The organism is Mesorhizobium sp. Cs1299R1N3 (assembly GCF_037179625.1).
GTDB lineage: Bacteria > Pseudomonadota > Alphaproteobacteria > Rhizobiales > Rhizobiaceae > Mesorhizobium > Mesorhizobium salmacidum.
Genome location: NZ_JAPYKQ010000028.1, coordinates 24,249 through 47,818, shown reverse-complemented (window position 1 = coordinate 47,818; position 23,570 = coordinate 24,249). Strand labels below are relative to the sequence as shown.

The following is a 23,570-nucleotide window of genomic DNA, read 5'->3' as shown; positions in this document are numbered from 1 at the left end:
TCGCGAAGATCATTGGAAAGAGGTCGAGTCATCAGATGCTGGCCTCCATTCCAGCCAGCATCTTGAATCACAAAACCGACTGATCCGGAATCCCTTCGATTCCATCAACTCGTGAACCGCTCTAGCCGGGTCCCGGTTCGGCAGTCGAGATCTTGGTTGCCTTGGCGGAGCCCTTTGGCAGGGCGAAGGTTATCGACGCACCGCCAGTTGCGATGTTGTCGGCCCAAAGCCGGCCGCCATGAGACTCGATGATCGAGCGGCAGATCGCCAGGCCCATTCCCAATCCCTCTTGCTTGGTGGTGTAAAACGCCTCAAAAATCCTTTCCGGATCGCTCAGTCCGCGCCCTTGGTCGCACACCTCTACCTCGACCATCTCGTCGCCACGGCACCGCGAGACGATTCGCAGCCTTCTCGAGTGGGCGTTGATGTCGTGCATAGCTTCGATGCCGTTGCGTACAAGGTTCAGCACGACCTGCTCCATTTGCACATGATCGGCGGTAACTGCTGGCAGGCGAGGGTCAAGTTCAATATCAAGTTTGACACTACTCGACTGAAGCTTGTCGGCAAGCAGGTCACACACTTCAATGACCACCGCATTCAGGTCTATCGGCTCGGGCTCAGCTGTCGTCCTCGCGAACAATGCCCGGATACGGCTGATCACCTGAGCGGCAGCATCGGCATTTCGGATGATCTTTTGAGCGACCCGAATGGCATTATCGAAGCTTGGCGGGTCCGCACCGAGCCATCTCTGGAAGGCGCCGGCGTTCGCCACCACAGCCTGCAGCGGCTGGTTGAGCTCATGTGCGATGGAAACCGATAGTTCGGACAAACTGGCTGCCCGCAGCGCACGCGAAAGTCTCTCGTCCGCCAGGCGCAGCGCCTCCTGCGCGCGGATTTCGTCATCGATGTCCAAGTTTACGCCGTACCAACGCACGATAGTGCCATCGTCATCGCGCAGCGGTTCGAAGCGCGAATCTATCCAGCGATACTCGCCATCTTTGCGGCAAATCCGACCTTTGTGCTGGAGCGGCTCACCGCGCGCAAAGGACGTCTTGAACGCAGCCTTCATGGCTGCCCGGTCGTCCGGATGGAACAACTCTACGTGTTTAGCGAATTGAGGCTTGCCGCTTGGTTCCTTCTCCGTTGGGTCTACTCCGGCCCAGTCGACGAAACGCTTGTTGAAATAATATGGCAGACCCGCCGGCGTCAGAAGCCAGATCATGGTCGGGACTGTATCGACAAGAAGTCGAAGTTCTCTCTCGCTCTGGCGCAATGCGGCTTCGGCTTTCCTCTGATCGTCGATATCCTCGATTTGACCGTTCCAGCCAATTATCCTTCCACGATCATCTCGCGAAGCGACGCCAATATCGCGAAACCACCGGTATGTGCCGTCGAACCGCCGGACGCGCCGTTCGTCGTTCAGCGGTTCACCGGTCGACATGCTGTGGCGCCACCTGGCTATGCTCGCCTCGAAGTCGTCCGGATGGATAAACTGTGCCCACGAATAGTCATCTGCATCCATCATCCTTCGCATTTCGTCGGCCGTAACACCCACGTATGCGAGGGCAGCAGGATTGAAGAACCGAAGGCGGCCGTTTGGATGGGCTGCCCATCCGAGACCCGGGATGTTGGCAATATCGGGCTTAGTGCCCTGGTAGCTTTGATCGTAGAAGCTCATGGTCCTGAAAATCTTGATCACGAGCCACAGCGCGAACGCCGCCACGACAAACACCACCCACCGGGCCACCCCGCCTGTGGCCCTGGATTCCGGCAAAAACAGGATCGCGGATGAAAGCAGACCAGCCGCGGCAACGGCCACCAGTCCCGCCTTCCAGCCGATGCAGATGCATATGATCGCAACCGCAACCAGCAGACCGGAGGGCTCATCGATAGATATTGCCAGCAATACGCTCGTAGCGCCGATCACCAATGCCACGGCGCGGCGTTGTTTTGACGACGTCAGCTCCATTCTTGAGACCCTCTCGAGACCGCCTCTGCGTCCGTCTCCCGGTCGCGGCCGTTATCCAAGCAGCTAAAGGAGCCCTGCACTTGATTGCCCAACTGTCCTCTCCGGCAGCCGGGGCTCAGCGGATATCAGTTGGAAGCGACTGCCAAACGTTGAAGAGATGAGAGACGGACCTTGCGTTCATCTTCTTCATCATGTTGCTCCGATGGAGCTTTACAGTGATTTCGCTGATACCAAGGTGCGATGCGATCTGCTTGTTCATCGCGCCGGAGACCACGAATCTCAGCACTTCCCGCTCGCGGGGCGTAAGTGTCTGATAGAGGGCCGCGTTCTTGCGTGATATGGCCGACGCCGCTCTTCGCGCGACGTCGGTGGCTATGGCTGTAGACACCGCGTCCAGGAACGTCTGGTCCCGCACCGGCTTGGTCAGGAAATCCACTGCCCCTGCCTTTATCGCCTTGACGCTCATGGCGATGTCGCCATGACCCGTCAAGAAGACGATCGGTGTCCTTATGCCTTTGCTTGCGAGCAGATGCTGGAGGTCGAGGCCGCTCAGACCCGGCATTCGCACATCGAGAACAAGGCAGCCCGGGCGATCCGGCAGCGTCGCGTCCAGCACTTCCTGGCCTGAGGAAAACGATATCGTGTCGATGCCAACCGAATTCAGCAACTCCTCCAACGCGTCGCGGACCGTTGCGTCATCGTCGATCAGAACTACTACGGGACTGTCTGCGATACCTGAAGTTGCCACGCCATTACTCTCGCCTCGGGGAGATCTGCTGGACACGAATTGGCGTCACGTGATCAGTGTCAACTGCGTTTCCGTCACACGTCAATTAGGACCTCCGCCTCACGCGCTGCCGCCGGAATTCGTTCGGCGACCGATAGCCAACGATGCCCCGCCAATCGTAGTCTCTAGGTCTGGCGTAGCTGTATAGCGGCAGGCAACGCAACACGACAAAGGGTGATCGGATCTGGCGATTTGAATGGCTGACCTAGACCTCGGTATAGGTATGTGGACCGCTGGTTCCGGCCCTTGTGTCGTTCGCCTTCGGCGCAGGGCATCACCATGGGTGATCGGCTGCTTCGCCAGACGCCGCTGTGCCCCACCCGCGCCAGTGCTGCGGAGCCATTATCACGAGGGGAAAAACTGCGGTGGTCTGCCGATATCCAACAGGCGACCTATACTAGGGTATTGCCTGCCTTCATCCTTGAACCAATCGACTACAACCACGCCTTCACATAGCCTGCTTCAGCGGCTCCTCATCGACGTCGTGTCGGTCAAAATGAGGAGCATGCAATCCGCATGATGGGTCGGGCTGACGGGTAATACCGCGCTGCCAGCATTACGCATGCCTATGGAGATCAAGGCTCATCGCCGGAAGCGACCCGTTCGACCGGTGCCCGAGACCATCGGATTAACCGAAGTTGCGGTGTTCACGATGCCAAGCACGTTGGAGATCCGCTTTGCGGCCTTTGAAAATATTGGTGCTCATTGGGCTGGCAGCACTGGTTGCGACCTTCGCCCGGTTCCAGGGTTGCGCGCCTGGGATCACCGCGACGGACAGATCCAATGACGCCGCGGAAGCAGACAAGGCTTCGATCACCGGCTATGGCGAGATCCGAATGTATCGCGACGCTCTGATCGGGTCAGGAGATGTTCGCGACTGGACGCCGGAGACCGAGCCGAATGGCCTCGACGTCCTTATGATCTCCGGCGGCGGTGCGGGAGGCGCCTTCAGTGTCGGCGTACTTTCGGCATGGAGCGCGGCCGGTACCCGCCCGCAATTCGATGTGGTCACCGGCGTAAGCACGGGTGCCTTGATCGCACCGTTCGCGTTCCTCGGATCTGCTTATGACGAAACTCTGGTGCATCTCACTACGAGCGGTGTCGCGGAGGACCTTATCGCAACCAAATTTCCCGTTGGCTTGATTGGATCGAGCTTGCTGAGATCAGCGCCGTTGAGGTGGATGGTCGAGCGCTTCATCACTCCGGCGGTCCTGCAACAGATTGCAGCACAACATCGCGAGGGCCGTCGCCTTTTTGTCCTCACAACCAACCTCGACACCCAGCGTGCCGTCTTGTGGAACATAGGCGCCATCGCCAACAGCGGCCGCGCGGCCGCGCTCAAGCTTGTCCAGGATGTTCTGATAGCATCAGCGAGCATTCCGGGTGTTTATCCGGCGGTCATGATCGAGACCGAGTCGGGAGGTCGCCGCTTCCAGGAAATGCATTCTGATGGGGGATCGTCCTCGCAATTCTTGATACTTCCACAGGCAATCCTGAGAAGCACAAACCATCTCGTGCCGAACAAGCAGCAGGACGTCGATTTCTACGTGATCGTCAACAACGCGCTCATACCGGAATTCGCAACCACGCCGAACAGAACGCTGTCTGTCATGGCAAGAGCATACTCCATCCTCCTCAAGTCCCAGACGCAGAGCGAACTGACGATCCTTTATGACTACACCAGACAGACAGGGGCACGTTTCCACCTGGCGACGATTGACGTTCAGGTTCCCTATTCGATGCTCAATCCTTTCAACACCAGTTATATGCAGACTGTCTATGACCTTGGATATACCGGAACAGTCGCCGGAAATCTGTGGAAAGATCGCCCTGTCTTTCGCTGAAGGCGAATGCTTCGGCGGGTTGCGATCAGCACCCCTGCGCGAGCCCGGCCGCTCAGCAAGTCCACTTTGTCTTAACCCGGTCGAATACCGTTCAAAAAGACCTCAACGGCGGAACTGACCGCTGCCTTCGCTTCTTCGCGCGACGGCGGCGGGCGTAGGCCGAGAATGACCTGCAGATGGAGGTTGCCCCGCATCATGGCTACAAAATGGCCTGCCAAGCCCAGGCAATCGCCGCCCTGAATTTCTCCGCGCTCCTTTGCGACTTCGAGGACCTCGGCGAGCCGGGACGTGGCCCGGCCGGGTCCCTGTTCGTAGAACGACTTCACGAGATCAGGAAAGCGATTGGCCTCGGCCCCGGCAATTCTGTATATGCCGAGCAAGGTGGGCGACATGTAAGCGTCCAGAAGCTGTTGGCCAAATGCCGTCAGCGTCTCCCGCAAGTCATGGCCTGCAATCTCTTCAATTGCCAAGGTCGAAAGCACCTTGTCTGCGCTTTCCACTATGATGGCCGAGAACAGCCCTTCCTTATTGCCGAACTCATTGTAGATGTTGCGTTTCGATCCGCCCACGCGTTCGATGATCGCGTCGATGCTTGTCGCCGCGTAGCCTTGTTCGAAAAAGACCTCGGCAGCCGCCTGAAGAAGGGCCTCTCGACGGGTTTTGGTTCCCCCCGACTTCGCTGCAACCACAGGCCTTTCCCCCAATCACAATGCGCTTCCTGATTGGTAACGAGTGTTACCACAGACGTCAACGGTAGTATGCCAGGGGCCGTGGTGCTGGTGTGCCTGGCGTCGCGCATACCGCGGGCCTGGCCGGCGAATCCTGTCCGCACTGTCTCGCAACGGCAAGGTGGCTGACACATGCGACGTAAGAAGGGCTGATCTCCTAAGCCGAAGCTCGCTGCGACCTGAGCGCTTCGCTACCTTTCACCATCATCACGCCCAGCCGCCTGACACCTTAGCATCGCCCGACATACGCCTGCGTAGAATAGGCGAGCGCACCGGACTGTCTCATCCTCCCGTTTCCGTTCACCGCAGCCTTGGTGGAAAGGTGGTACGGACCGAAAAAGGAGATGAAGATGAAAAGTGAAGTACCAAGCAAGGGGTTGGAGTGGACCAACCTCATTCTGGGCGCTGGCTTGGCCTGCGCTGCGTTCCTGTTTGCCGGGCTGCCTGCCGCGGCGTGGAACGCCGGGATCGTTGGCACGCTGATCGTATGCTGCTCCGCTGTCGCGCTCTACCGCTACGGGGCTTGGGCCGAATGGTCCAATCTCACCCTGGGTTCATGGGCGGTGATTGCGCCATTCCTGCTCGGCTTCGGATCGGCACAGGCAGCAATGTGGACCCACGTCCTGATTGGACTCTGCGTCGCGACGGTCGCCATCATCCAGCTCCGGAACAGCCGCACGGCATCGGCATAGCCTCTTGACTTGGTAACAGTCATTACCGTAAATGCGGATGGTAACGTGCATTACCGGAGGACGCCGTGGCACAGCGCAACAAAAGAAAGATCGTCGGTTTGCTGCTGTGCCTCGGCGCCTTTGTGGTCGTGGCTGCGGGGTGGGCTTGGGCCAGTTCGGACGGCAGCGTGTCGACCGACAACGCCTATGTCCGCGGAGACGTGACCTCCATCGCTCCAAAAGTTGCGGGCTACGTCACTGCGGTGGAGATTAAGGACAACCAGACCGTCCAGGCCGGAGACGTCCTGTTCCGGATTGACGATCGGGACTACCGCGCACGCCTCGCGCAAGCTGCGGCCAATGTCGAAGCTGCCCAGGCTCGTCTCAGCAATGTTGCAGCAGAGGTCCAGCTTCAGCATGCCCTCATCCGACAGGCCGAAGCCCAGATGCGTTCGGCCGAGGCCGAGTTGAACCTCGCGATAAAGGCGTCCGACCGCCGCCGCGAACTTATTCGCAGCAACGCCGTGAGCCGGGCCCAGGTCGATGAAACTGATGCCGCGCGCTTGAGAGCCGAAGCTGGCCATGCAGCGGCATCGGCAACGGTAGAGGCACAGCAGCAACGTGTCGCCGTTCTTGCCACTCAGCGCGAAGCGGCCGTTGCCGCCGTCGCACAGGCACGGGCCGCATGCGATCTCGCCCAAATCGATCTCGACAGCACCGTGGTGCGCGCTCCAGTCAGCGGCGTCATCGGCAACCGTCAGGTGCGCATTGGCCGGCTTGTCGCGCCTGGCGTCTCCTTGCTGGATCTCGTACCGGTCAACGACGTGTGGGTCGTGGCGAATTTCAAAGAAACCCAGGTCGAATACATCCGGCCCGGCCAGCACGTCCGCATTGCCATCGACGGCTATCCAAAAGAGAGGTTTGAAGGGGTGGTGGACAGCTTTTCGCCGGGCAGTGGATCTGCGTTCAGCTTGCTTCCCGCGGACAATGCGACCGGGAACTTCGTTCGCGTCGTCCAGCGCATTCCGGTCAAGATCCGGTTTGTCGGCAATCCATCGCCCGGCCGCCTCGTCCCGGGCCTGTCGGCGCGGGTCGAGATCAATGGAGCGAGCGGCTCGTGACCACGGCGCTCGTCGCCACGCAGGGCCGTGATCGATCTGCGGCGGGAGGCTTTCTCGTCGCGGGCATAGTGCTCGCCTCCCTGACGGAGGCGATTGCCAGCACGGTCCTGTCGCTCGGGCGCGGCGATATCATCGGCGACACCTATGCAACTCCCGATGAGTTCGCTTGGCTGGACATCGGATACACCGCTCCGAAGCTAGTCGGGTTCATGGCCGCTGCCTGCCTGATGAACCGTGTCAACCCGCGCAGTCTGGTCATCGGCTCAACCCTGGTCATGGGCGTAGCCTGCGCCATTGCCGCCACCACAGACCGATTGGATCTGCTTGTCTTGCTCCGCGTGATGCAAGGCTTCTCCGGAGGCATCCTGCTTGTTGGGGGCCAGGCGGTCATTTTTCTCGCCTATCCGCGATCCCACCAACCAATCCTTCAAGCCCTGTTCGCAATGGGGTCGGTCGTTGCCCCCGCCACCATCGCTCCAGCCCTTCAAGGGTGGTTGCTCGATAGCCAGTCCTGGACATCGATATTCTTCAGCATCGTTCCGGTGGCGTTGGCGGCGGCCGGGCTTCTGCTGATCGCGGACAGCCCGATGCACGCTAAGACCACGCACCATCGGTTTGATTGGTTCGGCTTCGCCCTGATCTCCGTCACACTTTTCTGCTTCACCTATGTCTTCAGCCAAGGCAGCCGATGGGACTGGTTCGAGGAGCCTCGGATCCTGTGGGTGACACTGATCGGCACGGCCACCTTGCTGGCATTTCTCGGCCAACAGGTGATGGCCGAAGGCCAAGGCCTGCTGGATTTCAGCTTGTTCAAATCGGAGGATTTTTCGTTCGCCTTCATCGTCAGTTTCGTCGCCGGCGCCGCTTTGTTCGGGAGCGCCTTCCTGATCCCTTCGTTTGCCGTGTCCGTCCTTGCGTTCACGCCAACCGATGCCGGCCTGCTGCTGTTGCCGAGCGGCGTGCTTTTCATCAGCGCGCTCCTCATCGCTGCTTTCCTCATGCAGGCCCACCGGGTTCCTCCGATCGCCACGGTACCCTTCGGAATCCTGATGATCATGGTTGCGATGTGGATGCTGTCCGGTTCGACCATCGAGAGCGGAGCGGACGACATGATGCCAGCCATCCTGTTGCGCGGTCTGGGCCTCGGCTTCCTGTTCCTGTCGATCACCCTCATCGCTTTCGGCAGACTCGACGACCAAAACCTGGCATCCGGCATAGGCCTCTTCAACACGGGTCGTCAGCTCGGCGGTCTTATGGGAGTCGCCGGGCTTCAGACATTGATCGACCACAACGTCGCGGCCAATGTCGCGGTACTTGGCGCCAATGTCACCGCGGGCATCCCTGCAGTCAGCGAGCGTCTGTCGACGACGACCGCCTTGTTGGCGGCAAGAGGGATGGATCCCGTGGCGGCTGGCCGGGCAGCGACGAGCCTGCTGGGGAGAGCCGTCGCCGGTCAGTCCACCGTGATCGCCTTCGACACCGCGTTCAATGCCGTAGCGCTGCTGTTTGTGATCGCCGCGCCCGTTCTGGTCGCGATCAAGATCGGCCTCACCCGATTCACAAGACTGCGCGCGGCGCAATTATCCTTGAAGCCAACCAGCTTCCCGAGGCTGGACGCGCCTGCGTCCGACATGATTCCGAGCCAGCCGTCCTTGGTCGCCTCGAAAGTCCGCATCGATGAGAATCAGCGGCAGGCGTCTGCGACGGAAGACGCGCGGTTGCCAGTCTGACACACGTCCGGGATTGTCCCGGCTTGGCCGCTCCATCGCGCGCCGTCGGTGCTGGGAGGGCAACCCAGCGAAACCGCAGCAAGACATATACTGCGGTATGGATCGCCCTCATCCCCAACCCAATCGACCCGCGAACGCTCCTCAATATAGGCTCCCCTTGCGAGCCTGCACCGCCAAGTGTCGGCCAAAAAAGGAGTGCATGAAATGTCGCGCGCGGAAACAGAAGCAAGCACTGCCGGCGACTATGTCTTTGACCGGATTGCCGATGTTTCGCAGGCCGACCCGCCCATAGAGCAGCCGACAGCCGGCATTGTTCATGATCTAGGCAACCTTATCCAGGTCGCTTCATCCGCGTTGAATAGGGTTGCTCGCGACCCGAGCGTCTCGACGGCTCCCGCTCTCAAGCCCGTAATCGCCAGCGCCATGACCGCTCTGCAGCGGGCTGGTGCGCTCGTCCGGGAGACGGTAGGCGGTGCCGCGGCGAATTACCGCTCGCTCGAGCATGCAAGCGTAAGCGCCTGCCTGACCGAGGTCGAAAACCTTCTTCGAAGCGCATGGGATACCAGCTTTCGTCTCGATGTTCGCGCCGGAACCGATCTCGCCACAGCGAAATGCGATCCCCTCGGTTTGCAGAACGCGGTTTTGAATCTCGTATTCAACGCGCGCGACGCGATGCCGAGCGGCGGTCTAATTTCGATAAGCGCCGCTACGATCGTCCACGGCTGCGCCACCATCGTCGAGTTCCGGGTCGAAGACTGCGGTATCGGAATGACGCGGGAGACCGTGCTCCGGGCGTTCGATCCCTTTTTCACGACCAAGGGCAAGGGCCTGGGCGGAATCGGCTTGCCGATGGTGAAGCATTTTGCCGAGCGGTACGGCGGAAGCGTCGACATCGAGAGCGTCTTCGGGGCGGGTACGGCGGTGATATTGCGGCTGCCCGCGATGCAGGCTCGGTAGGACTTGCGGCAAACCAAGAGGAGAGTTCGATGACCCGCATCCTCGCACCATGGGTATGTCTCTCGTCTGGGCAGGGAGGTCCAGCCATTCTCGCCAGGGCACAGTCGAAATTGTTCCGCGTGGAAAATTGGCGTAAACTGAAATGAGCGACGAATATAATTTGCAGAGGTTCATCCGTGCACAGAACCGGGTGTACGGCGATGCGATCCGTATTCTACGTCGGGGAATGATGTGCACTCCCTTCATGGAGTTCATATTTCCGAGGCTGGCATCCTATCGAAGCGACGCGGCGCCCGAGCCTTACGCCATCACGTCCCTCGAGGAAGCCAGCGCCTACCTCTCATCTCCGCTGCTGGAAAGTCGTTATCGGGAATGCGCTGGCACATTGCAGCGGCTCTCGAACAAAAGCGCTTACGCCGTCTTCGGCGATGTCGACGCGCGGAAACTGCACGCTTCGCTGACGCTGTTTTCCGAAGCAAGCAACGACGAGTCCCTGCTCGATACGATGTTCGACGTCTGGTTCGATGGTTTACTCGACGAGAAGACCGTGAATGAACTTAACGCCATGTCGCGATAGTTCAACTTGCGCAACCACCTGCCTATCGAAGAGGAATGGCGGCAGGCGATTGTGACCGCAAGCCGACGGGCGTGCTGAGTTCGCGCCGATCTGCCTTTGCCCGCTCGATCCGCTCGGCCGAGGAGGCTATTTGGCGCTTTTCTCCAGGACGGCTTCGGTTATCGAGTTCGGCAGCGGGCGCGGCGTCTCGATCAAGCCAAGCACCGGCATGACGACGAGAAAGAATGCGAAATAGTACACGGCGGAGACCTGCATCAGCGGGATGTAGATGCCCTCGGCGGGCTTCGAGCCCAGCCAGCCAAGAAAGATCGCGTTGGCCGCGAACAGCCAGAAGAACCGCCTATACCAGGGACGGTAGACCGCCGAGCGAACCTTCGATGTGTCGAGCCAGGGCACAAGGAACAGCACGGCGATAGCGCCGAACATGGCGAGCACGCCACCCAGCTTCGAGTCTATCGGCCCGATGTTGAAGGTTACGGCGCGCAGGATCGCGTAGAACGGCAGGAAGTACCATTCGGGCACGATATGAGCCGGCGTCTTCAGCGGGTCGGCCATGGTGTAGTTGTCGGGGTGCCCGAGATAGTTCGGCATGTAGAAGACGAAATACGTAAAGAGGATCAGGAACACCACGGCCCCGAGCGCGTCTTTCATCGTGGCGTGGGGCGTGAAGTCCACGACATCAGTTTCCGACTTCACGTCGATGCCTGCCGGATTGTTTTGGCCGACGACGTGAAGCGCCCAGATGTGCAAAATCACGACGCCCGCCAGCATGAACGGCAGCAGGTAGTGCAGCGCAAAGAAGCGGTTGAGCGTTGGATTGTCGACGGCAAAACCGCCGAGCAGCAATTGCTGGACCCAGTCGCCGATCAGCGGGATGGCGCTGAAGAAGCCGGTGATGACGGTGGCGCCCCAGAACGACATCTGGCCCCAGGGCAGCACATAGCCGATGAAGGCGGTTGCCATCATCAACAGAAGGTTGGTGCAGCCGAGTATCCAGAGCAGCTCGCGAGGCGCCTTGTAGGAGCCGTAGTAGAGGCCGCGGGAGATATGGATGTAGACCGCGATAAAGAAGAACGAGGCGCCGTTTGAATGCAGGTAGCGCAACAGCCAGCCGGAATTCACGTCGCGCATGATCTTCTCGACCGAATTGAAGGCCAGTGTCGTGTCGGCCGCATAGTGCATCGCCAGCACGACACCGGTCACGATCTGCGCCGCCAGCATCATCGAGAGGATGCCGCCAAAGGAATAGGCGTAGTTCAGGTTGCGCGGGACGGGATAGACGATGAACTGATCATGCACCATGCGCGGCAGCGGCAGGCGGGCGTCGAGCCAGCGTCCGATCCTAGTCTTGGGTACATAGGTTGAATGTCCGCCACTCATCAAATCGCCCTGGTTATCGAATTCTCGGTACCGAAATCGGCGCGCTCCTTAGCCGGCTGCCTTCATTGCAGATGAGCGGGTTCACTCGCCCTGGCGGCACTCCGATCCGGTTGCGCGCGCAGGTTCGCCGAGCCGTCGCGCGAGTAAACCCGTCAGCGCCGCTGCCGCGACTTGCCGGCGGCGGCGCCGTGTCGTCACACCACAATCCCGGGAGAATCCGCAGCGCGTTCGACAGGTCGCATCCCGGCGTCATTCGGGTTACGGCAGCGCCGACCATGCCAGCCTTCCGCAGCGCGGGCCATTGTGCCGAGGACGCGTGCGTCCGATACGTTGGTCTATGGTTTCCTGCGTGAAGGAGTTAGGCGGGCTGCCGCGGACATCATGTATCCTGGCCGACGGCAAGTGGCGCCGTAATTCGTTGATGCGCCATGCGCGGAGCGGCTGTCTTCCGGCTTTTCCGCAGAGGCGCGTGGCGCCCCCTTGCCCCGCGCAATGCATGGATTTCCATGAGGTGCGCTGGCGCATGGCGGAATCTAGAATGGGAGGGGACTGTGTTCGCCAGCCCAAATCTCGGGTGGGATTTTAGCCGGCCAGATGTTCAGAAGTAGTGCTATACCGAGCGCCGACGGTCCCGAGCTGGAGCAGCCGATGATGTACGTCTGGTCGCACCGCCCACAATTCTTCCACCTGGGGTTTTTTATTGCCGCCTACGTCTTGGGCTGCGGATTTGCCCAGTCGCTCGCAATCGTACCTGGAACAGGCATTTCCATCTGGCCGCCGAGCGGGCTTTTCATCGCTACTCTTGTCTTCACCTCCAGGCATAGCTGGCCATGGTGGGTGCTGGCTGGCTGTTTGTCTGAGCTGTCCAGCAATCTCTTGTGGTTCCACAGTCCGGTGCCTGCGGCTTTCCTGATTTATGCCGGCAACGCTCTTGAAGCCGTGGCCGGCGCGTGGCTCGTGAACCGGACCTTAAGGCGACCGGTTCGGCTGGAAACCTTGCAGGAAGTTCTCGCATTCGTCGCGCTAGGCGCCGGAGTTGCGCCAGTCATAAGCGCGACGGTTGGGAGCGCGACGCTTGCGTGGTTTGGTATGCAGTCGCAAACCTTCGTGGCGGCCTGGCCTCTCTGGTGGATCGGAGACGCCACCGGGGTCCTAATCGTGGCGCCACTGGCGCTGGTCGTGTTCCAGAACTGGCGCGGCAAGGCCCAGCTATCGGCCGCGCGGTGGATCGAAGCTTGCGTCCTGGGAGTGATCTTTCTAGGTGTCGCCGCCCTTTCCTTGAGCGGTTACCTGCCCTTCGCCTACATCATCATGCCGCCTCTTCTGTGGGCGGCGGTGCGCTTTGAGTTTAAAGGGGCCGCCGTCACCTTGACCCTCCTCGCACTGATTACGGCGGTGTTCACAATATCCGGTACCAGCCAATTTGCCGGTGATGTCGAGTCCCTGAAGCATAATCAGATCATGCTGCAGCTTTTTCTGGCCGTCTCGGCATTTTCGGCGCTCATCGTGGCCGCCATATCCCGGCAGCATCAGCTAGCGTTGCTCACATTGCGTCAAAGCGTGGAGGCATTACGCGGCCGCGAACGGGAGCTCTCGCAACTCGTCGACATGGTCCCGAGCCATGTCTGGCGTCTGACGCCGGACGGCGAGCCGACTTTCTTCAACAAGCGCATGATGGATTATCTCGGTTTCGACGTGGCGGGCACAGACAGGCAAGGCATGAGCCGACTGGAGGCGGTCATGGAGACCGTCCATCCGGACGACGTAGCGGAGTTTAGGAACGCCCTATACCGCTGCCTCGTCACCGGTGAGCGGTTTTCCATGAGGCATCGCCTGCGCCGCGCCGACGGCGTCTATCGCTGGATGTCGAGCCGGGCGGAGCCGATGCGCGATGAGGGCGGACGCATCGTCCAGTGGTACGGCCTCTGCCACGACATCGACGATCAGATGCACGCCGAAGAGGCGCTGCGGCGGAGCGAGCGTCAGCTTCAGGAAATGATCGACGCTGTGCCGGTCCGCGTCTGGAGTGCAACCCCTGCGGGTGGGCCAGTCTACTTCAACAAGCGATACCAGGACCATTTTCGCTCCGTCATCCCGAACTTCGAAGAGCTCGAGGAGCCGAGCATCGAAGAATTGCTGCACGAGCTGATTCATCCCGAAGATGCTCTCGAGGTGCAGCGAACGTTGCGGAATTCTTTCGAAACCGGCGGCGGCTCCGCGATGCGGTTTCGTTGGCTTGAGAAAGATCGCGCTTATCGCTGGGCGGAGTGCAGGGTGGAGCCCCGGCGGGATCAAGATGGATCGATTGTGCAATGGTACGGGGTCTCTCTCGATATCGACGATGAGGTGCGCGCGCAGCAGGCATTGCGCGACCGGGAGCGGGAACTCTCGCAGCTCGTGGACATGGTCCCGGTCCAGATCAGGCGTCTGACGCCCGAAGGCGAGCCGACCTTCTTCAATAAGCGCTTGCTCGACTTTTTTGGTCTGGACGACGTAGCGGGTTTGGACAGGCCGGGCATGAGCCGGCTGGCTGCTGTCATAGGGAGCCTCGTCCATCCCGATGATGCAGCCAACCTGCTGGAGACCGCCCGCCACTCCTTCGCCAGCGGCGAGCCCTTCTCCTTGAGGTATCGTATGCGTCGTGCGGACGGCGCGTATCGCTGGGTTGATAGCCGCGGCGAACCGCTGCGAGATCAAGGCGAAGCGATTGTGCAATGGTACGTAATTTCCATCGACATCGACGATGAGATGCGTGCGCAGGAAACGTTGCGCGATCGGGAGCGGGAACTCTCGCAACTCGTGGATATGGTTCCGAGCCTGCTCTGGCGGTTGAGCCCGGAGGGCGAGCCGGCGTTCTTCAACAAGCGCCTGATAAAATTTCTCGGCCGGGACATAGCCGATGCAGACAAGCCGGGCATAAGCCGGCTGTCGGCCTTCATGGAGACCGCCATCCATCCCGATGATGCGGACGGCCTCAGGGAAGCGCTAAACCATTCCTTAGCCACTGGCGAGCGCTTCTCCAGGAAATATCGCCTGCGGCGTGGTGATGGCGTCTACCGCTGGGTGGAAGGCAGCGCGGAGCCACTGCGGGATGAGAGCGCACGCATCGTCCAGTGGTACGGCCTCTCGCACGACGTCGACGATCAGCTGCACGTCGAACAGGCGCTGCGACGCAGCGAGCGGCAGCTTCAGCAGCTCATAGACACAGTGCCAATGCAGATCTGGTGTGTAACGCCAGGCGGCGAGCCAGCATACATCAACAAAACCATGGCGGACTATATCGGTTTGAAACTGGAAGATTTCGATGCTCAGGCAGGATTGCCGAGCGCCATTGAAACCATCGTCCATCCGGATGACAGGGCCCTTTTGCTGGGAGCCCTAACTCATTCCTTCAGCACGGGTGAACCATTCGAGCTGAAGTTTCGTAACCGTCGATGGGATGGTTCATATCGCTGGACAGAGGGACGCGCGGATCCGCTTCACGATGAGAATGGTCGCATAATCCGATGGTACGGCGCCAACGTGGACATCCACGATTTTGTGACTTCGCAGGAAGCGCTGCGAGAAAGGGAACGCTCGCTCTGGCAGCTTGTCGAAACGCTGCCGGTGATGATCGATTGCGCCGGGCCGGATGGCGAGCCGATGTATCGTAGCCAGCAGCTCCGCGAATTCCTTGGGTACAACCTTGAAGAATTGGACAGTGCGGGAAAGTCCCGGTTGGCCGGCACACTCGACGCCGGGGTTCATCCCGACGACCTCGCGGGGGTCAAGGAGCAGTACGCCCGTTCGTTGTCCACCGGCGAGCCGTATGCGCGGAAGCACCGTCTGCGGCGCTTCGATGGCGTATATCTCTGGGTCGACACGCGCGCCGCGCCGATGCGCAACGCCGAGGGCGCCATTGTGCAGTGGAATGTCATCTGCCTGGACATTGACGGCGAGGTTCGGACGCAGGAAGAGCTGCGTCTGGCGCAAGAGCGTCTTGCACGGGCGAGCCAGGCGGCAAGCCTTGCGGAGCTCTCGGCATCCATCGCGCATGAGGTGAACCAGCCACTGGCGGCGATCGTGGCCAACTCACACGCCTGCTACCGTTGGCTGGCCGCCGAGCCTCCTAACCTCGTTCGCGCGAAGACCACGGCCGAGCGCATTATCCGTGACGCAAACTCCGCGGCAGATGTTGTCAGCCGCATCCGCGCTCTGTTCAGACCAGCCCTCGAAATGAGAACCAGCACGCCGATCGCCAGCGTCATTGCCGAAGCGCGTGACCTGATGGCCGAGGAAGCTATGCGGCGCCGTGTCCGTATGGACATCGATGTCGAGAGCGAGCTTCCACTTGTCGCGCTCGATCGTGTCCAGATCCAACAGGTTTTGGTCAATCTCATCCGCAACGGCATGGAGGCGATGGACTCTACCGCGGGCGACAGGATTCTTGGGGTACGCGTGCGCCGAATGGGAGAGGTGGTCCAGACGGAGATCAGCGATCGCGGCCTGGGCGTCGAATTTCCAGACAGAATATTCGAGCCATTCCTCACGACAAAAGAGCAGGGCATGGGCATGGGGTTGGCGATCTGCCGGTCGATCATAGAGTCTCACGGCGGGCGATTGTGGATGGAGAGGAACGAGCCGCATGGAGCGACGTTCATCTTCACATTGCCCGTCGAAGCGAAAGCGGCGCCATGACGATGGTGCATTCCGGTTCCCCATAGCTGCAACATCTCCGATGCATGGATTTCCATAAGGTGCGGCTCTGGCGTGATGGCACTAGGGTAGGTGCGAGTTCGCCGGCCAGGTTCAGATGTTGAGAACAAGTCCCCAGGCTTTCTTTGTCCGGCAGGAGAAGCCGATCGTGACGGCAGTGCTTCCCCAACAACGCCTGGCCCTTGCGATCGGAGTATCCGTCATCGGCATGGGCGCTTCCTGGCTAGCCGCGACGCCATTTGGCCTATTGGCCCCGGTTGCCGTACTCAACCTCTATGCACGTGGTCGCAAGGTTCAGCTCCTTTATGCGACATTGGGGATCGCGCTCGCCGGCTTGGTCTGGGCCGCCTGGTTCGACGTTGGCGGTATGCGCGATCTCGCATTGCCATGGGCAGCGTTCTTTGGCGTAGCGCTCTGCGTCGCGGCGGTCGTTGCCACAAGTGTCTCGGCGTCACTCGATGCCGACGCAGGTTGGGCAGCGCAGGTTGTCGAGAGGGTAGTCGGCAATGCATGGGCGACCGATGCCGCCGGCAGGTGGAAGCGCGTTATTCATCCAGACGATTATGACGACGCCGTCGCCGCATGGCGCCGCTGCCTGCAAACAGGTGAGCATTACAATGTCGAACACCGCATGTTACGCGCGAGCGGTGCTTACGGTTGGGGTCGAATCTCGGGGCAACCACTGCGTGACAGCCAGGGTCATGTGCTTGCATGGTACGGTACAATCATTGACGGCGATGTACCGCTCGTCAGCGATCGATTTGCGGACGTCGGCAGTGCCGCGCTCAAGGAAAAAACCGCGCCCGACGCACCGCATTCGCTGAGCCTTATTCATCCGAATGACCGGACTGCGACGGCTCATGCGGCCGCTCGCGCCTTCTGGACGGGCGTCCCCCAGGTCACGAAACATCGGCAACGTCAGGCCGACGGCTACTATCGTTGGATCGAGACCCGATCAGAGCCGGGGTACAGTGTAAGTGTCGACATCGACGATCTGGTGACGGACAGGGAGCCGCTGACTACGACAGGATCAGACCCGTTAGGTGAAAACGAAGCCGAGCCAATCCGGTCGGCGAAGGTCATCGAGAGCATATTCGGCAACGGATGGGCATTCGATGCGGCTGGCCGATGGATCTATCTACATCCGTTTGCCCAGAATTCCCTCGGGGTGACGCCGGAGGATTTGAATGCTTCCTTGAAGGAGGGTCATACCGCCTGGAAACGGCTGCTTCATCCGGACGACTATGACCAGGTCGCAGCCGCATGGCGTCACTGTCTGAAGACCGGCGATCACTTCAATGTCGAGTTTCGCTTTAGGCGCGCGACGGGCGTCTATGTCTGGGCTCGAACCGCCGCACGCCCAACGCGCGACAGCCAGGGTCAAATCACAGGATGGTTTGGCATCGCGCTTGACAACGACGTTTATAAGAAAACCGTGGCGGCGTTGCGCGGTCGGGAGCGTGAGCTCTCGCAGTTCGTGGACATGGTCCCGGTCCAGATAAGGCGTCTGACGCCCGAAGGCGAGCCAACCTTCTTCAACAAGCGCTTGCTTGACTTCTTCGGGTTGAACGACCTGGCGCAACTGGATAAGCCGGATATGAGCCGGCTGGCGGCAGTCGTACAGTCTCTCATTCATCCCGAAGATGCAGCCCGCCTGCTGGAGGCAGTCCGCCACTCCCTCGTTACCGGCGAGCCCTACTCCTTGAAGTATCGTATGCGTCGCGCGGACGGCGCGTATCGCTGGGTTGATGGCCGCGCCGAGCCGGTGCGGGACCAAGGCGGAGCGATTGTACAATGGTTCGTAATTTCCATCGACATCGACGATGAGATGCGTGCCCAGGAAGCGCTGCGCGAGAGGGAGCGTTTTCTCTGGCAGCTCGTTGAAACGCTGCCGGTGATGATCGATTGCGCCGCGCCGGATGGCGAGCCGATGTATCGCAGCCAGCAGCTCCGCGAATTCCTCGGATACAACCTTGAAGAATTGTATGGTGCGGGAAAGTCCCGGTTGGCCGGCACACTCGACGCCGGCGTTCATCCTGACGACCTCGCGGCAGTCAAGGAGCAGTACGCCCATTCGTTGTCCACCGGCGAGCCATACTCGGGGAGGCACCGTCTGCGGCGCTTCGATGGGGAATATCTCTGGGTCGACATGCGCGCGGCGCCGATGCGGAATGCCGAGGGCGCCATTGTGAGGTGGAATGTCATCTGCCTGGACATTGACGGCGAGGTTCGGGCGCAGGAGGAACTGCGTCTGGCGCGAGAAAGACTTGCACGCGCGAGCCAGGCGGCAAGCCTTGCGGAGCTCTCGGCATCCATCGCGCATGAGGTGAACCAGCCACTGGCGGCGATCGTGGCCAACTCACACGCCTGCTATCGCTGGCTGGCCGCCGAGCCTCCGAACCTCGAGCGTGCCGAGATCACGGCCGAGCGTATCATTCGTGACGCAAACTCCGCCGCCGATGTCGTGAGCCGCATCCGCGCTCTGTTCAAGCAATCCATGGACAGCAGGATCTCTACGGCGCTCAGCGGCCTCATTGCGGAGGCGCACAATCTCATGGCCGAGGAAGCGGCGCGGCGGCGTGTCCGCATCGACATCAATGTCGACACCGAGCTTCCACTTGTCGCGCTGGATCGTGTCCAGATCCAGCAAGTTCTGGTCAATCTCATTGGCAACGGCATGGATGCAATGGACTCTGCTGCAGGTGACAGGATTCTTGGGGTGCGTGTGCGCCGAATAGGTGATGTGGTCCAGACGGAGATCAGCGATCGCGGCCTGGGCGTCGAATTTCCGGACAGGATATTCGAGCCGTTCTTCACGACGAAAGAGCAGGGCATGAGGATGGGGTTGGCGATCTGCCGGTCGATCATAGAGTCTCACGGGGGGCGATTGTGGATGGAGAGGAACGAGCCGCATGGAGCGACGTTCATCTTCACGTTGCCTATAAAGGCGCCATGACGATGGAAGATCATATTGTCTTCATCGTGGATGACGATGAACGTATCCGGGAGGCGCTCGGCGAACTGCTGGCCTCGCACGGTTTGCGCGCCATCGCGTTTGGATCGGCGGGCGACTATGTCGGCGCGAACAAGCCGGACGCCCCGTCGTGCCTCATCCTCGATGTCGAATTGCCGGATATTAACGGCCTCGATCTGCAGAGGCAGATCGCGGAGGGCGATCATCCGCCGATCGTTTTCATAACCGGACATGGCGACATTCCATCCTCGGTGCGTGCGATCAAGCACGGCGCCGTGGATTTTCTTACCAAGCCTTTCAGTGATGCGGATCTTATGGCCGCAATCCACGCGGCGATCGCCCAGGATCGGGAAAAGCGAGCAGACCGCGCGGAACTTGGTGTGTTGCGGCAACGCTATCTTGACCTGACGCCGCGCGAGCGTGAGGTGCTGCCACTGGTGGTGAGCGGTCTTCTCAACAAGCAGGCCGCCGCCGAACTCGGGATCAGCGAGGTCACATTACAAATCCATAGAAGGAATGTGATGCAGAAGATGGCGGCGGCATCGCTCGCCGACCTCGTGCGTATCGCGGAGCGACTGGAGATACCGATCACTCACTCGCGCCGAGCGGGAGGGAGTTGAGCCGTGACAAAGCGAAGACCTGTCGTGGCGGTTGTAGATGACGATCCAAGGCTGCTTGAGTCGCTCGAGGACCTTCTGGAGTCGGCGGGCTATGTGGCCCGCAGCTTCCCGTCGGCGGGATCGCTGCTCATCGACGGGCTGTTGGGCGTGGACGTGCTCATCACCGACATTGGGATGCCTGGCACGGACGGCTTTGAGCTTCGTGATCTGGTGAAGAAGGCGCGTCCGGGACTGCCGGTGTTCCTGATCACCGGCCGTCACGAGATAGCGGATCAGTACCGCGCCAAGGGCATTAGCGGGTTTTTCCGCAAGCCTTTTGACGGCCAGGTTCTGCTTGCTGCCGTCACCGAAGCTTTACGCAACCAAGAAACCGAGGACAAACATGAGAGTTGACCAGCCGCTCTTGCGGAAATCGGCGCCGTTGTCAAAGCAACGAAAGAGTGAAGCGGAGCAGCCGCTCGTCATCATTGTCGATGACGATGCGTCTGTTCGAGAGGCGCTGTTCGAATTGATCCTGTCGGCGGGTTTCCTGCCGGTCTGCTTCACCTCGACCCGCGAACTGCTCGACGCCGGGATACTGGACAGCCCCGGCTGCCTGATCCTCGACGTGCGCATGCCAGGGACGAGCGGCCTCGATCTGCAGCATCACCTTGCGAAAAACGGAAACCCAAAGCCCATCATCTTCCTGACCGGGCATGGCGACATTCCGATGACTGTCCAGGCGATGAAGGCTGGCGCCGTGGACTTTCTCACCAAGCCGGTGCGGGATCAAACGCTGCTTGACGCTGTGATAACGGGCATTGCGATGGATGCCGAGCGGCGGGCGCAGGCGGTCGTCGTCAAGCGCAACATCGAGCGCGTCGAGACGCTGACGCCACGCGAGCGCGAGGTTCTGTGCGAAGTGGCGCGCGGACGCCTCAACAAGCAGATTGCCTTCGACCTCGGCATCAGTGAAGTGACGGTCAAGCTGCACCGCGGCAATGTCATGCGCAAGATGGAGGCCGCTTCCATCGGCGAGCTGATCCGGGCATGGGAGACACTGCCCGCGCCGATGCGCGAGGCCGGCGCGACCTAGACGCTAGCATAGGCCGCTCCATGCCTCCCGTCCAATAGGATTGCCCAGCGCCGCAGACCATTCTTCGTCAAGAGTTTCTAGCCGTCGCCGTATTTTCAGCGGAGCCTGCAATGCGCCGGTTCGCGACCTTCGCCGGGTCCAGCACAAATCTCAGGGGGTAGGTTAGCCGGCAAGGTGAACCGAGCGTGAGATAACGACCCTGCCGACCCAAGATCTGCCTCGCCGAGAAATTTGAACGAGGTGGTCTCGCAATACCCATTGCCGCCAACGCCCCAGCCGACTCTAGCTGACAGGCCGAGCTCAATGTCAATTCGCGAAGCCCTCTTTCGGCTTCGTCTCAACAAAGGAGTAAGGACCATGGAAGACAATGCCAAATCCCGCATGAGTGCCGACCTGCACACCCGGTCAGGCCTTTCCAACGAAGCGGTGCGCGACATTTCGGCTGCAGCGACGGTTCTGCTGGCCGATTTATTCGCCCTCTATCTGAAAACCAAGAATTTCCACTGGCACATGTCGGGACCGCATTTTCGCGACTACCACTTATTGCTCGACGATCAGGCAGACGAGATTCTGGCCGTGACCGATCCACTGGCTGAACGGGTACGCAAACTCGGCGGCACCACCATTCGCTCGATCGGCGACATTTCCCGCCGCCAACGACTGGCGGACAACGATGCCGATTTCGTCCAATCGCACGAGGCGCTGGCGGAATTGCGCGAGGACAATGGCACGCTGGCCGCCCGAATGCGCGTCCTGCATGGCCTTTGCGACGAACACGGCGACGTGGCCACAGCGAGCCTCCTGGAAAATTGGATCGACGAGTCCGAGCAGCGGATTTGGTTCCTGTTTGAGACGCTTCGCAGATCGAACTAATATTCGTCGGTTGTGACGGGTCGGGGGCCTGTGTCTCTGGTGCCCGCCCCGGAACGTGCACATGTCTGCCCGACGAGTCGAAGCACTCTAATCGCCAGGCCTTCTCCTCAGCCACGACCCATGCCTCGGCGTGCCTATCCTGCACCTTGGCATCGTATCGCAGATCCTTCCGTAGAATAGGCTAGCGGCCCGGATCGGTGCATCCTCCTTGCAAGCCATCACGACCGTCGAGTTTCGACCGCTCCTTCGCCCGTCCCTCCCCGAACTGCGATCGCGCAGGTCGATCGATGGTCGTGATGGTGAGCCGAATGTTCAAGCCACACACCAAGGACGGTGCGATGAACCAGGATGGATTTTTCTCCGTTGGCGCATCCCGCCGCGATGTTCTGTTGGCCGGCTTGAGCGTAGTTGCCGCCGCCGGATTGCCGCTCGCTGCTTCGGCCGCGAACCGAGTGCAAAACCTTCCCACCTCTAAATCAAGCAAAGGATCCAAGACGATGAGCACAATCACGACCAAGGACGGCACGGAAATCTACTACAAGGACTGGGGCAGGGGTCCGCCTGTAACCTTCTCGCATGGCTGGCCGCTGAATTCCGATGCATGGGACGGCCAGATGCTCTTCCTGGCGCGGAACGGCTTCCGCGTGGTGGCGCACGACCGCCGCGGCCATGGCCGGTCCAGCCAAGCCTCGTCTGGCAACGACATGAACGGCTATGCCGACGATCTGGCGGCAGTGATCGAGGCGCTTGATCTTCGCGACGCGACGCTTGTCGGCCATTCCACCGGAGGAGGTGAGGTCGCTCGCTATATCGGGCGGCACGGAACGAAGCGGGTTGCCAAAGCCGTTCTTATCGCGGCGGTTCCGCCGATCATGCTGAAGACGCCAGCCAATCCGGAAGGCCTGCCCCAGGAAGTGTTTGACGGTATGCGGAGCGCCCTCGTCGGGGACCGCTCGCAATTCTACCGCGACCTGGCGCCCATGTTTTATGGCGCAAACAGGCCGGGCGCCAAGGTCTCGCAAGGGACGCTCGATCAGTTCTGGCTGTGGAGCATGCAGGCCGGTCTTTTGAACGCTTACGAATGCATCAAGGCTTTCTCCGAGACCGATTTCACTGAAGATCTCAAGAAGTTCGACGTGCCGACCCTGATCCTGCACGGCGAGGACGACCAGATCGTTCCCGTCAAGGACTCGGCAGTCAAGTCGGCGCGGCTGATCAAGGGTGCCAAGGATATCTATTACCCCGGGGCGCCGCACGGCATCACAGCCACGCTCCAGGACCAAGTCAACGCTGACCTGCTCGCCTTCATCAGGGGATGATGCCGGCTGGCCGCGCGTCATCCGCAATTCCTTGGAGCTCTCGATGACCATCTCTGGCAATCTGTCGCGCGCGTTGAACCTTATCTCAGGCGGCCCAAGAGGCCAAACGTTGTGCGCTCGCATAGCCGAGCGGTGGCCCGAATGCTGGTTCTGCCGGCTCATGTCTCGGACGGTGGAACGGAACCACTGCGCCATCGAACTCCAGCGCTGGCGCCGGCACGGGACGCACACTGAGGGACAAATGATGCAC

The 23,570-nt window shown here is 60.5% G+C and carries 17 protein-coding genes; 13 read left to right on the top strand and 4 right to left on the bottom strand.

What is annotated here, in order from left to right; all coding sequences use genetic code 11:
• Positions 1 to 121: 121 nt before the first annotated feature.
• Both O7B34_RS30330 and O7B34_RS30325 read right to left on the bottom strand, forming a co-directional pair.
• Positions 122 to 1,969, bottom strand: a complete 1,848-nt coding sequence (locus O7B34_RS30330) for a PAS domain-containing sensor histidine kinase (RefSeq protein ID WP_337149441.1) — start codon at positions 1,967 to 1,969, stop codon at positions 122 to 124.
• A 115-nt stretch (positions 1,970 to 2,084) separates the two neighbouring features.
• Entirely contained in the window at positions 2,085 to 2,753 is a 669-nt protein-coding gene (locus tag O7B34_RS30325; RefSeq protein WP_337149439.1) for a response regulator transcription factor, read from the bottom strand.
• Between the two features lie 680 nt (positions 2,754 to 3,433).
• Between O7B34_RS30325 and O7B34_RS30320 the strand changes: the two genes are divergently transcribed.
• Positions 3,434 to 4,600: a patatin-like phospholipase family protein gene (locus tag O7B34_RS30320; protein WP_442921020.1), complete on the top strand. Its 1,167-nt coding sequence runs from the start codon at positions 3,434 to 3,436 to the stop codon at positions 4,598 to 4,600.
• A gap of 71 nt (positions 4,601 to 4,671) precedes the next feature.
• On the opposite strand, the gene O7B34_RS30315 is transcribed toward O7B34_RS30320, so the two are convergent.
• Positions 4,672 to 5,289: a TetR/AcrR family transcriptional regulator gene (locus O7B34_RS30315; RefSeq protein WP_337149437.1), complete on the bottom strand. Its 618-nt coding sequence runs from the start codon at positions 5,287 to 5,289 to the stop codon at positions 4,672 to 4,674.
• A gap of 389 nt (positions 5,290 to 5,678) precedes the next feature.
• Between O7B34_RS30315 and O7B34_RS30310 the strand changes: the two genes are divergently transcribed.
• The 5 genes from O7B34_RS30310 (at position 5,679) to O7B34_RS30290 (ending at position 10,384) form a co-directional block, all read left to right on the top strand.
• Positions 5,679 to 6,020 (top strand): SPW repeat protein, encoded by a 342-nt coding sequence (locus O7B34_RS30310; RefSeq protein WP_140813313.1) that lies wholly within the window; start codon positions 5,679 to 5,681, stop codon positions 6,018 to 6,020.
• A 65-nt stretch (positions 6,021 to 6,085) separates the two neighbouring features.
• Positions 6,086 to 7,120, top strand: coding sequence for an HlyD family secretion protein (locus tag O7B34_RS30305; RefSeq protein WP_337149436.1), 1,035 nt, complete (start codon positions 6,086 to 6,088; stop codon positions 7,118 to 7,120).
• A complete protein-coding gene (locus O7B34_RS30300; protein ID WP_337149434.1) occupies positions 7,117 to 8,850 on the top strand; it encodes a DHA2 family efflux MFS transporter permease subunit in 1,734 nt (577 codons plus the stop codon). Before O7B34_RS30305 ends, O7B34_RS30300 begins: the two co-directional genes overlap by 4 nt.
• A 204-nt stretch (positions 8,851 to 9,054) precedes the next feature.
• Positions 9,055 to 9,807, top strand: a complete 753-nt coding sequence (locus O7B34_RS30295) for a sensor histidine kinase (protein ID WP_337149433.1) — start codon at positions 9,055 to 9,057, stop codon at positions 9,805 to 9,807.
• A gap of 142 nt (positions 9,808 to 9,949) precedes the next feature.
• Positions 9,950 to 10,384 (top strand): DUF1810 domain-containing protein, encoded by a 435-nt coding sequence (locus tag O7B34_RS30290; RefSeq protein ID WP_337149432.1) that lies wholly within the window; start codon positions 9,950 to 9,952, stop codon positions 10,382 to 10,384.
• 126 nt (positions 10,385 to 10,510) lie between these two features.
• Here O7B34_RS30290 and O7B34_RS30285 read toward each other — a convergent pair whose 3' ends face one another.
• Entirely contained in the window at positions 10,511 to 11,764 is a 1,254-nt protein-coding gene (locus tag O7B34_RS30285) for a cytochrome b (protein ID WP_337149431.1), read from the bottom strand.
• A 648-nt stretch (positions 11,765 to 12,412) separates the two neighbouring features.
• Here O7B34_RS30285 and O7B34_RS30280 point away from each other — a divergent pair.
• The 7 genes from O7B34_RS30280 (at position 12,413) to O7B34_RS30250 (ending at position 23,320) form a co-directional block, all read left to right on the top strand.
• Positions 12,413 to 16,441 carry a PAS domain-containing protein gene (locus O7B34_RS30280; RefSeq protein WP_337149430.1) on the top strand — a complete coding sequence of 1,343 codons (4,029 nt, stop codon included), beginning with the start codon at positions 12,413 to 12,415 and terminating at the stop codon, positions 16,439 to 16,441.
• A gap of 166 nt (positions 16,442 to 16,607) precedes the next feature.
• Complete coding sequence (locus tag O7B34_RS30275) at positions 16,608 to 19,415, top strand: PAS domain-containing protein (protein WP_337149429.1); 2,808 nt, start codon at positions 16,608 to 16,610, stop codon at positions 19,413 to 19,415.
• Positions 19,412 to 20,053: a response regulator transcription factor gene (locus O7B34_RS30270; protein ID WP_337149427.1), complete on the top strand. Its 642-nt coding sequence runs from the start codon at positions 19,412 to 19,414 to the stop codon at positions 20,051 to 20,053. Before O7B34_RS30275 ends, O7B34_RS30270 begins: the two co-directional genes overlap by 4 nt.
• A gap of 3 nt (positions 20,054 to 20,056) precedes the next feature.
• Complete coding sequence (locus O7B34_RS30265) at positions 20,057 to 20,446, top strand: response regulator (protein ID WP_140813301.1); 390 nt, start codon at positions 20,057 to 20,059, stop codon at positions 20,444 to 20,446.
• A complete protein-coding gene (locus tag O7B34_RS30260; RefSeq protein WP_337149425.1) occupies positions 20,436 to 21,128 on the top strand; it encodes a response regulator transcription factor in 693 nt (230 codons plus the stop codon). The genes O7B34_RS30265 and O7B34_RS30260 overlap by 11 nt, the downstream gene beginning before the upstream one ends.
• Before the next feature lie 357 nt (positions 21,129 to 21,485).
• Positions 21,486 to 22,001, top strand: coding sequence for a Dps family protein (locus O7B34_RS30255; RefSeq protein WP_337149443.1), 516 nt, complete (start codon positions 21,486 to 21,488; stop codon positions 21,999 to 22,001).
• A 338-nt stretch (positions 22,002 to 22,339) separates the two neighbouring features.
• On the top strand, positions 22,340 to 23,320 hold the full coding sequence (locus O7B34_RS30250) for an alpha/beta fold hydrolase (RefSeq protein ID WP_337149442.1): 981 nt from the start codon (positions 22,340 to 22,342) through the stop codon (positions 23,318 to 23,320).
• Positions 23,321 to 23,570: the final 250 nt, after the last annotated feature.

Excerpts from the sequence above, each read along its gene's own strand:
- O7B34_RS30255 (WP_337149443.1), top strand. The coding sequence starts at position 21,486 with ATGGAAGACAATGCCAAATCCCGCATGAGTGCCGACCTGCACACCCGG.
- O7B34_RS30280 (WP_337149430.1), top strand. The coding sequence starts at position 12,413 with ATGATGTACGTCTGGTCGCACCGCCCACAATTCTTCCACCTGGGGTTT.
- O7B34_RS30290 (WP_337149432.1), top strand. The coding sequence starts at position 9,950 with ATGAGCGACGAATATAATTTGCAGAGGTTCATCCGTGCACAGAACCGG.
- O7B34_RS30270 (WP_337149427.1), top strand. The coding sequence starts at position 19,412 with ATGACGATGGAAGATCATATTGTCTTCATCGTGGATGACGATGAACGT.
- O7B34_RS30310 (WP_140813313.1), top strand. The coding sequence starts at position 5,679 with ATGAAAAGTGAAGTACCAAGCAAGGGGTTGGAGTGGACCAACCTCATT.
- O7B34_RS30250 (WP_337149442.1), top strand. The coding sequence starts at position 22,340 with ATGAACCAGGATGGATTTTTCTCCGTTGGCGCATCCCGCCGCGATGTT.
- O7B34_RS30295 (WP_337149433.1), top strand. The coding sequence starts at position 9,055 with ATGTCGCGCGCGGAAACAGAAGCAAGCACTGCCGGCGACTATGTCTTT.
- O7B34_RS30260 (WP_337149425.1), top strand. The coding sequence starts at position 20,436 with ATGAGAGTTGACCAGCCGCTCTTGCGGAAATCGGCGCCGTTGTCAAAG.
- O7B34_RS30330 (WP_337149441.1), bottom strand. The coding sequence starts at position 1,969 with ATGGAGCTGACGTCGTCAAAACAACGCCGCGCCGTGGCATTGGTGATC.
- O7B34_RS30285 (WP_337149431.1), bottom strand. The coding sequence starts at position 11,764 with ATGAGTGGCGGACATTCAACCTATGTACCCAAGACTAGGATCGGACGC.